The 9,885-nt window shown below is 61.9% G+C and carries 4 protein-coding genes and 2 tRNA genes; all 6 read right to left on the reverse strand.

Annotated features, from left to right (window positions below):
- Nucleotides 1-452: 452 nt before the first annotated feature.
- The gene (locus Q0K06_RS13120; RefSeq protein WP_294553372.1) at nt 453-836 is read right to left on the reverse strand and encodes a hypothetical protein; all 384 of its coding nucleotides are present in this window, start codon (nt 834-836) and stop codon (nt 453-455) included.
- A gap of 435 nt (nt 837-1,271) precedes the next feature.
- Nucleotides 1,272-4,325 carry an alpha/beta fold hydrolase gene (locus Q0K06_RS13125; protein WP_294553375.1) on the reverse strand — a complete coding sequence of 1,018 codons (3,054 nt, stop codon included), beginning with the start codon at nt 4,323-4,325 and terminating at the stop codon, nt 1,272-1,274.
- 324 nt (nt 4,326-4,649) lie between these two features.
- Entirely contained in the window at nt 4,650-5,771 is a 1,122-nt protein-coding gene (gene prfB / locus Q0K06_RS13130) for a peptide chain release factor 2 (protein ID WP_294553378.1), read from the reverse strand.
- Nucleotides 5,772-5,837: 66 nt separating this feature from the next.
- Nucleotides 5,838-5,914: transfer RNA gene (locus Q0K06_RS13135), tRNA-Met, on the reverse strand.
- Nucleotides 5,915-5,918: 4 nt separating this feature from the next.
- Nucleotides 5,919-6,005, reverse strand: a tRNA-Leu gene (locus tag Q0K06_RS13140).
- 488 nt (nt 6,006-6,493) lie between these two features.
- On the reverse strand, nt 6,494-9,885 hold a 3,392-nt coding region (nifJ, locus tag Q0K06_RS13145; protein ID WP_294553380.1), incomplete at its 5' end, for a pyruvate:ferredoxin (flavodoxin) oxidoreductase.

Consider the following 9,885-nt stretch of genomic DNA (forward strand, 5'->3'; position numbering starts at 1 on the left):
TTTCGAGCCCGCGGCGAAGAGAAGCCGCGCGTCGTGAGCAGGTGAAGCGTGACAAGAAGCGCTGAACCGCTGCGACTAAATCAAGCAATGGCAAGTCCCCGGAACACTTTGTGTTCCGGGGACTTTTCTTATAAGACCGGGTCCTGCCGCCGCAGCCGCCGCTCCCGACGGCGGCATGCGCAAAGCAGGCCTGTTCCAAAGGCCTGGCAGCGTATATTCCGGGCCTTTTCCTGTCAAAATACTCTTTCGACAGTCTGCTAAATTTCCGGACGGCATGGCGCCCTGCCCGTTTAACCGTTTTCCTCCATGCACCTGTTCACTCTCTCATTTTAATTGAAAAAACGCCTGAGCCTGAGAGAAAAGCTCCCAGACTCAGGCGTTTTATATTGTTGAACTCTTTCCGTTGTCCCTCCGGCTGCCTCTGCGCCCTTCAAACCGGAGTCGTCCTTTTCTTACGCGGGCGGCTGGAGGCCGCAGGTCTGGATACAGCCCTGGCGGACCTTGCGGAACCGGGTCATCGTGGTTCTGCCGTCCCGCCACTGGTACCGCAGGCGGACAGTTCCGCCTGCAATACAGCGCTCCAGAGCGCTGCGGCAGTTCTGGATGTAGAGCAGCTGGTCCACCACGGCATACTCCCTGGCCACCTCGTCCCCATATTCCGGGCAGGGCAAGGCGTCACAGGAGGTGAGCCGTCCCACAGAGCGGGACAGCTGCCGGGACGCATCCACCGCCCGCTGGCGGAGCTGCTCCCGCAGGACATGGACAGGCACAAGCTGTGGCTTGTCTTTGCCAGTCTTGGACCGGCGGTTCTTCATCTCAGTCGTTTCTCTCATCATAAGGCAACGTCCTTTCTTTTTATGATTTTCTGTCTCTTCGGGCCACGCGCCATACCAGTTCCTGCCCTGCCTGCCGGCACGGCGTTGTCTTCCCCCTCTCCGCTCTCCAGCAGCCCGGGTCGTGGCGAAGAGGGCGGAATATCTTCTCTGGCGGTGGGTATTCCATTGTCAAGGTCGCGCCCCATGAAAAAAGGCATGGAGCTTCCGGAAACAGCGGATTCTCCATGCCTAAGCACACAAAAAAGGGCATAGAAATTCCGATGTTTAACCGTCATTCCATGCCTTAAAAAGTACATTTAATTGTGAGGGTATTATAGCACAGACTCTTTCTGTCGTCAAGTCTTTTTCCCTGTTTTTGACTCTTTATAAAATCAGCGCCCCGCCGGATACCCGGCGGGGCGCTGATACTCTGTCTATAGGCTAATCGGGGATGGCTCAGGCGGCCTGGTCAGCAGCCGCGGCGCCGCCCAGGGTGTTCACAAAGAACTCGGCGGTAGCGGAGATGACCTGATTGATGGCGGTATAATCGCCGGAGAACATGTTGAGTGTATGGTCGCAGTTCTCAATGATCAGGTTTTCAGAGGCCTCATTCTGAGCTGCATCCACGATGGTCTTGCCGCTGGCAGGGTCCACCACGGTGTCGGCCGCGCCGTTGATGGTGAGGATGGGGGCCTTGATGGTCTTGATCTCCTCCAGAACGTCGGTGTCCTTCACGTCCTTGAACCACTGAAAGCCGGTGGGCAGGGCGGTGCGCCAGTCAAACTCCATGGTGAAGGAGCCGTTCTTCTCCGCCTGGGCATAGGCGGCGTCGAAGTCCTCAAACATAACGGTCAGGTCCAGCGCGCCGGCCCAGGCGACCACGCTCTTGAAGGTGTCGGGGTAGGCGGCGGCGGCCAGGAAGGCGTTGGTGCCGCCCTGGCTCCAGCCCAGAACGCCCAGCTTGTCCCCGTCCACGCCCGCCAGGCCGGCCAGGTAGTCGGCGGCGGCCTTGGCGTCGATGTTTGCGGAGGTGTAGCTGTAATTCACGTACAGCGCCTCGGTGCCCTCGTCGATGCCCTGGAAGTTGAAGCGGATGGTGGCCAGGCCCTGCTTGGCCATCTCAGCGGCGGCCATGTCATAGGCGCCGTTGACCTCGTGCATGTTGGAGCCGGTGCCGTGGAGCATCACCACGCCGGGAACCTTGTTGTCCTCAGAGGCGGAGGTGGGCACGGTGACAATGGCGGTCATGGTGTGGGCGGGCACGCCGTTCTGAGCGGGGACCTCAATGGAGACGGTCTCCTCCGTGTAGATAGGGGTGAGCTTGGAGACGTTCAGCAGGATCTGGGCCAGCTCGGAACGGGCGGCAGTGCCAGCGGGGTTGAGCTGGTTGTTGGCGCCCTTCAGGATGCCCAGGGACACGGCGGTCTCCATGGCCTCAGAGGCCCAGGCGGGGATGGCGTCGTCGTCGGCATAGGTGCTCAGGTCCGCATCCTCGGTGGGCAGGATGCCCTTGGAGGCGGTGTAGTCGGCAAAAATCTTGGCCAGCTCCTGGCGGGTAACGGCGGCGTCGCCGTTGAAGAGGCCGGTGCCGGTGCCGGAGGTCAGGCCCTCGTCCTCAGCCCAGGCGGCGGCGTCCGCGTACCACTTGCCGGCCACATCGGAGAAGGAGGCGGCCTCGGTCACGGCGGGCTTGCCGGCCATATTGTACAGGGTCTGGAACACGGTGCCCCGGGTGACGGTGCCGTTGGGCTCAAAGCCGCTGCCGGAACCGTTCATGATGCTGTTGTCCATCACATAGCGGGCGGCCTCCACATACCAGGCGCCGGTCTCCACGCCCTTGTACTTGATGGTGATGCGGCCCTGGCCGTAGGGATCGGCGTACTCCTCGCCAACCACGCCGCCCAGGTTGTCCCGGATGTAGTTGATGAGGACCTCGTTGTCCACCATGACCTCGTCCTTGAGGATGGTGATATTGTCCTTGCCGAACATGGCGTAGCCGTCGCCGCCGTCCTTGAGCATGTAGTTGTGGGAGGCCAGGGTGTAGGTGGCGGAGGGGTCGATGGGGGCGTACTCACCGGTCTCGCTGTCCAGGACCTGGACGTCGGACACGCGGCGGTCGCCGGAGACCTCCACAAAGTTGCCCGCGTCGTCCAGCACCACGGAGGTGGGGATGGTCGGGTCGATGGTGTACTTGATGCCGGAGACCTGGAGGAAGCCGCCGTTTTCGGACACGCCCACCTGCATGGAGCCCAGCTCCAGGGCGTCCAGCACCTGCTGGCCGGTGACCTCCACCAGGCAGGCCAGGTTGCCGAAGGGGTGGACGGCGATGATGTCGCCGTAGGTAATGTCGCCGGCAGCAATGTCGGCGCGGACGCCGCCGCCGTTGACCCAGCCGATGTCAGCGCCCAGCAGGATGCGGTAGGCGTCGGCGCACAGGTCGCCCAGGTTGGTCTCGGCGGAGCGGACGGCGCGGCTTCCGGTGGCGGGGTCGTTGACGGTCAGATCCACGCTGCTGGTGGCCACCACCTGGCTGGCCTTCTCGGTGTACTCGGCCTGGATACCCTCCACGAAGGCCTTGGCGTCGGCGTAGGCCTGGCTGGTGGTGTCCACGTCGGCCAGGGGCACCAGCTCCGTGGTCATGGTGCCGTCGGGGGCGATGACCAGCTTGCCCACATACTCGGCCTTGGTGCCGGTCTGGCTGAGGAGCACGTCCTCGCCGTCGGCGTTCTTCACGGTCTCAGAGGCCACGGTGGTGTGGGAGTGGCCGTCCAGCATCACGTCGATGCCGGTGGTGTTGGCAATGACCTCGGTGGACATCCAGGGGGAGCTCTGGGCGTCCACGCCCAGGTGGGCCAGGGCCACCACATAGTCGGCTCCGGCGGCCCGGGCGGCGTCCACGGTCTCCTGGACCTGGTCGTACAGGTCCTGGCCGTTGTTGCCCTGGCAGAAGCCGTAGATATAGTTGCCCGCGTCGTCCTGGAAGTAGGCGGGGGCGGACTTGGTCAGGGTCTCGGGGGTGGAGATGCCCACATAGGCCACATCCACGTCGCCGTAGCTGATGATCTTGTAGGCGTCCAGCACGGCATTGCCGTCGGCGTCCACAAAGTTGCAGCTCAGGTAGGGGAACTCAGCCTGGTTCTTCACAATGTCCAGGAAGGTATCCATCCTGAAATCGAACTCATGGTTGCCGGGGATGGCCAGATCGTACCCCACGGCGTTCATGATGTCGATGATCCAGCTGCCATTGGACATGGAGCCCAGGATGCCGCCCTGGATGGCGTCGCCGTCATCCACCAGGGTGACATTGTCGGCGCCATAGGTGTCTTCCATCTGTGCCTTGTAGCTGGCGATGGCCGCGTAGGCGAGGCCGTCGTCCGAGGTGCAGTGGATATCGTTGGTGTAGAGCACAACGATACCGTCCTCCTGCCCGGCGGCCATGGCGGGTACGAACAGGGCGCACACCATTGCCAGCGTCAGAAGAAGGGACAGGAACTTACTCGTACGCTTCATGTAAGACATTCCACCTTTCATTTCTTTTCAGATAAGGGCGCGGAATCTCTGCCTCGGCCGTCTTTCTCCGGGCGCGTCTTATTCCGGCGGGCCCCCCTGCTCCGCCGGAAGCCGTGTCTCCGAATACAGGTACGGAATTGGGCGTCCTTCCGTTTCCTTTCCATAAGACACCTTAATAGTAACAAAACAGTGACAGAAAAACAAGCCGCTTTCCAAGTTTTCTATTTTTTCTATCATTTAATCGGCGGCGTTTTCTCTGTCAGAACATACAAAAATGCTCCGGACAAAAAATCCGGAGCATTTTATGAGAGCGGTAAATTTTCCTTACTTGCTGACCCAGGTGCCGGTGGCCTCGCACTTCAGGTAGGCATTGATAAAGCCGTCCAGATCGCCGTCCATGACGCCGTTGACGTTGCTGGTCTCGTAGCCGGTGCGGTTATCCTTCACCAGCTGGTAGGGCATAAACACATAGGAGCGGATTTGGCTGCCCCACTCAATCTTCAGCTGTACGCCCTTGATGTCGGAGATTTTCTCCGCGTGCTGCTGCATCTTCAGCTCCACCAGCTTGGCCCGCAGCATGCGCAGGCAGGTGTCCTTGTTCTGGAACTGGCTGCGCTCGGTCTGGCAGGAGACCACAATACCGGTGGCATGGTGGATGAGGCGGACGGCGGAGGAGGTCTTGTTGATGTGCTGTCCGCCGGCGCCGGAGGAGCGGAACACCTGCATCTCGTAGTCCTCGGGGCGGATTTCCACATCGGCGTCCTCGGGCAGGTCGGGCATGACCTCTACGGCGGCGAAGGAGGTCTGCCGCCGGGCGTTGGCGTCAAAGGGGGATACCCGGACCAGACGGTGGACGCCGTGTTCGCTGCGGAGGTGGCCGTAGGCATTCTCGCCCTGAATCATCACAGTGGCGGACTTGATGCCCGCCTCTTCACCGTCCTGGAGGTCCACCACCTGGTACTCGAAATCGTGGCGCTCGGCCCAGCGGGTGTACATCCGCAGCAGCATCTGGGCCCAGTCCTGGGCCTCAGTGCCGCCGGCGCCGGCATGAATCGCCAGCACCACATTGTTGTCGTCGTACTCGCCGGTAAACAGGGTGGACAGACGGGCCTCCTCCATGTCGGCGGTGAGCTTGCTGAAGCCCTCCTCCAGCTCGGGGATTAGGGACTCATCCTCCTCCTCGTTGCCCATCTCGCAGAGGGTCAGCAGGTCCTCCCACTCGCTGATCCGCTTTTTCTGTCCGTCCACCTTGTGGTGGAGCTGCTTAATCCGCTGCTGAACCTTCTGAGCCTTCTCCAGATTGTTCCAGAAACCGTCCGAGGCACTCTCAGACTCCAGCATCTCCAGCTCCCGCTCCGCAGCTTCCAGGCCCAGGGCCTGTCCCAGGTCGTCCAGCTCGGGCTTCAGGTTATTGAGCTTTACCTTGTACTCATCAAATTGAAGCATGAGTGCCTCCTATCGTCGTTGTACATAAAGTGAGCTCCCTGACCTTTCAGGTCAGGGAGCCTTTTCTGGTTGCGGGGAGAGGATTTGAACCTCTGACCTCCGGGTTATGAGCCCGACGAGCTACCAAGCTGCTCTACCCCGCGATATTGGTGCCGGAGACCGGGGTCGAACCGGCACGGGATTTCTCCCACGGGATTTTAAGTCCCGGGCGTCTGCCAATTCCGCCACTCCGGCATTTACGATCCAGTTCTCCGTCCTTTTAGGTGCTTATTAAGAATACCATATACAAGGCACTTTGTCAATGCAAAATTTAAATTTTCTTTCCTCCCCTCTTCGACTGCATTGTCCCGCACCGGCGGCGTATTCTGAACCGGTGAGCCTGTGGGGCGGCGGGCATCTTCCCCGCCCTGCCGCATACCATGATATGAGGGGCTGAATTTTCTCTGAGAGGAGGGCGCCTATGTCCGAGAGCAAAGTTGTCTCCCTTCCCGCCCAGCAGCCGGTGGCGAAGCCCCGGGAGGATGTGGATGACTACATCTTTTATATGGAGTCTGAATGGCAGGCCAGCGACCGCTGACCCGCCGGGCGGTGGCCGCGTCTTCCTGCCGGCCTCCGCCCTTGTCATATTGTCCGGCTCTGATGATAAGGGTGATTTTCCCGCTGCACGGCAATAAAAACGCCCCCGGACGCATTTGCGTCCGGGGGCGTCGTGCGCTGTTTGATTACTTGTACAGCTCGATGAGCCTGGTCAGGTGCTCGTAACGCTCCTTGGCGGACTCCTCGTTGCGGGCGAAGAGCTCCTTGGCGCGGTCGGGGAAGGACCGGGTCAGGGAGGAGTAACGGGCCTCGTTCATCAGGAACTCCTGATAGCCGCCGGCAGGGGCCTTGGAGTCCAGGGTGAAGGGGTTCTTACCCTCAGCCTTCAGAGCGGGGTTGAACCGGAACAGGTTCCAGTAGCCGCACTCGACAGCCTTCTTCATCTCAATCTGGCAGTTGCTCATGCCGCCCTTGATGGAGTGCATCTCGCAGGGGGCGTAGCCGATGACCAGAGAGGGGCCGTGATAGGCCTCGGCCTCACGGATGGCGGCCAGAGTCTGGTTGGGGTTGGCGCCCATGGCCACCTGGGCCACATAGACGTAACCGTACTGCATCACGATCTCGGACAGAGACTTCTTAGCCACGGTCTTGCCGGCCGCGGCGAACTGGGCCACCTGGCCGATGTTGGAGGACTTGGAAGCCTGTCCGCCGGTGTTGGAGTACACCTCGGTGTCGAACACGAAGACGTTCACGTCCTCGCCGGAGGCCAGAACGTGGTCCAGGCCGCCGTAACCGATGTCGTAGGCCCAGCCGTCGCCGCCGAAGATCCAGATGGACTTCTTGGACAGGTACTCCTTCTCCTGGAGGATCTCAGCAGCCAGCTTGCAGGCGTCGCACTGGCACAGGGTCTCGCCCTTGGCCTTCAGCTCCTCGCCAAAGGCGCGGATCTCTGCCTTGTCGCTGGCAAGCAGCTCGTCCACGGTGCACAGACCGTCCTCCAGCGCGGCCACATAGGCCTTGGTGGCCTCGGCGTTGGCCTCGCCGTCCTGCATGGTGTCCAGCCACTTCTGGCCGGCCTCCTTGATGGCGCCGGTGCACCAGTCCAGATTCAGCAGCGCGCGGGTCTTCTCGGCCAGTCGCTCACGGATGGCCTTCTGGCCCAGGTAGATGCCCAGGCCGTGCTCGGCGTTATCCTCAAACAGGGAGTTGGCCCAAGCGGGACCGTGGCCGTCCTTGTTGACGGTGTAGGGAGAGGTAGCGGCAGGACCGCCCCAGATGGAGGAGCAGCCGGTGGCGTTGGAGATGTACATCCGGTCGCCGCAGACCTGAGTGACCAGGCGGGCATAGGCGGTCTCGGCGCAGCCGGCGCAGGAGCCGGAGAACTCCAGCAGGGGCTGCTTGAACTGGCTCTCCTTGACGGTCTTGATGCCCTCCATGTCGGCCTTGGGGCCAACCTTGGCCACCATGTAGTCGAACACGGCCTGCTGAGCAGCCTCCTGCTCCTGGGGCACCATGGTCAGGGCCTGGACGGGGCAGTTCTTGGCGCAGACGGAGCAGCCCATGCAGTCCAGGGGGGAGATGGCGATGGCGAACTTATAGACGCCCTTGCCCTTGCCGGCCTTCACGTCCACAATCTTGGCGGCCTCGGGGGCGTTCTTGGCCTCCTCCTCGGTCAGCGCGTAGGGACGGATGGTGGCGTGGGGGCAGACGTAGGAGCACTGGTTGCACTGGATGCACTTGGAGGAATCCCAGGTGGGGACCATGACGGCCACGCCGCGCTTCTCATAGGCGGAAGCGCCCTGGCAGAAGGTGCCGTCCACGTGGTCCACGAAGGCGGAGACAGGCAGGCTGTCGCCGTCCATCTTGCCCACGGGCTCCAGGATCTCCTTGACCATCTTCACCAGCTCGGGCTTGCCGGTCAGCTCGGTGGTGACGGTCTTGTCCTCGGCGGTAGCCCAGGAGGCGGGCACCTCGAACTTCTTGTAGGCGGTGGCGCCGGTGTCGATGGCCTTGTGGTTCATGTCCACAATGTCCTGGCCCTTCTTCAGGTAGGAGTGGGTGGCGGCGTCCTTCATGTACTGGATGGCCTCTTCCTGGGGCATAACCTTGGCCAGGGAGAAGAAGGCGGACTGAAGGATGGTGTTGGTGCGCTTGCCCATGCCGATCTTGGCGGCCAGGTCGATGGCGTCGATGGTGTAGACCTGGACATTGTGCTCGGCGATGTAGCGCTTGGCCACGGCGGGCATATGCTTGTCCAGCTCCTCATCGGACCACTGGCAGTTGATCAGGAAGATACCGCCGTCCTTCACGTCGCGGACCATGGGGAAGCCCTTGATGATGTAGGAGGGGTTGTGGCAGGCCACGAAGTCGGCCTTGTTGATGTAGTAGGGGCTCTTGATGGGCTTGTCGCCGAAGCGCAGGTGGCTGATGGTCACGCCGCCGGTCTTCTTGGAGTCGTACTGGAAGTAGGCCTGCACGTACTTGTCGGTGTGGTCGCCGATGATCTTGATGGAGTTCTTGTTGGCGCCCACGGTGCCGTCGCCGCCCAGACCCCAGAACTTGCACTCGATGGTGCCCTCAGCAGCGGTGTTGGGGCAGTCGTGCTCCACCAGGGAGGTGTTGGTCACGTCGTCCACGATGCCGATGGTGAACTGGCGCTTGGGCTCGGCCTTCTGCAGCTCCTCATAGACAGCGAACACGCTCTTGGGCGGGGTGTCCTTGGAACCAAGGCCATAGCGGCCGCCGATGATGGTGGCCTGACGGCCGGCGTTGGCGAAGGCGGTGACAACGTCCAGGTACAGAGGATCGCCCTGGGCGCCGGGCTCCTTGGTGCGGTCCAGCACGGCGATGTGCTTGGCGGTCTCGGGGATGGCGGCAAGCAGCTTGTCGGCGCGGAACGGACGGTACAGGCGGACCTTCACCAGGCCCACCTTCTCGCCGTGGGCGTTCAGGTAGTCGATGACTTCCTCGGTCACGTCGCAGATGGAGCCCATGGCGATGATGACGCGGTCAGCGTCGGGAGCGCCGTAGTAGTTGAACAGCTGATAATTGGTGCCCAGCTTGGCGTTGACCTTGCCCATGTACTCCTCGACGATCTCGGGGAGGGCGTCGTAGTACTTGTTGCAGGCCTCACGGTGCTGGAAGAAGATATCGCCGTTCTCGTGGGAGCCGCGCATGACGGGGCGCTCGGGGTTGAGGGCCCGCTTGCGGAAGGCCTCCACGGCGTCCATATCCACCATTTCCTTCAGGTCGTCATAATCCCAGATGGCGATCTTCTGGATCTCATGGGAGGTACGGAAGCCGTCGAAGAAGTTCAGGAAGGGAACGCGGCCCTTGATGGCGGCCAGGTGGGCAACGGCGCCCAGATCCATGACCTCCTGGGGGTTGGTCTCGGCCAGCATGGCAAAGCCGGTCTGGCGGCAGGCCATAACATCGGAGTGGTCGCCGAAGATGTTCAGGGACTGGGCGGCCACGGTACGGGCGGAGACGTGGAACACGCAGGGCAGCAGCTCGCCGGCGATCTTGTACATGTTGGGGATCATCAGCAGCAGGCCCTGGGAGGCGGTGTAGGTGGTGG

It is taken from the genome of uncultured Pseudoflavonifractor sp. (assembly GCF_944387805.1).
GTDB lineage: Bacteria > Bacillota > Clostridia > Oscillospirales > Oscillospiraceae > Pseudoflavonifractor.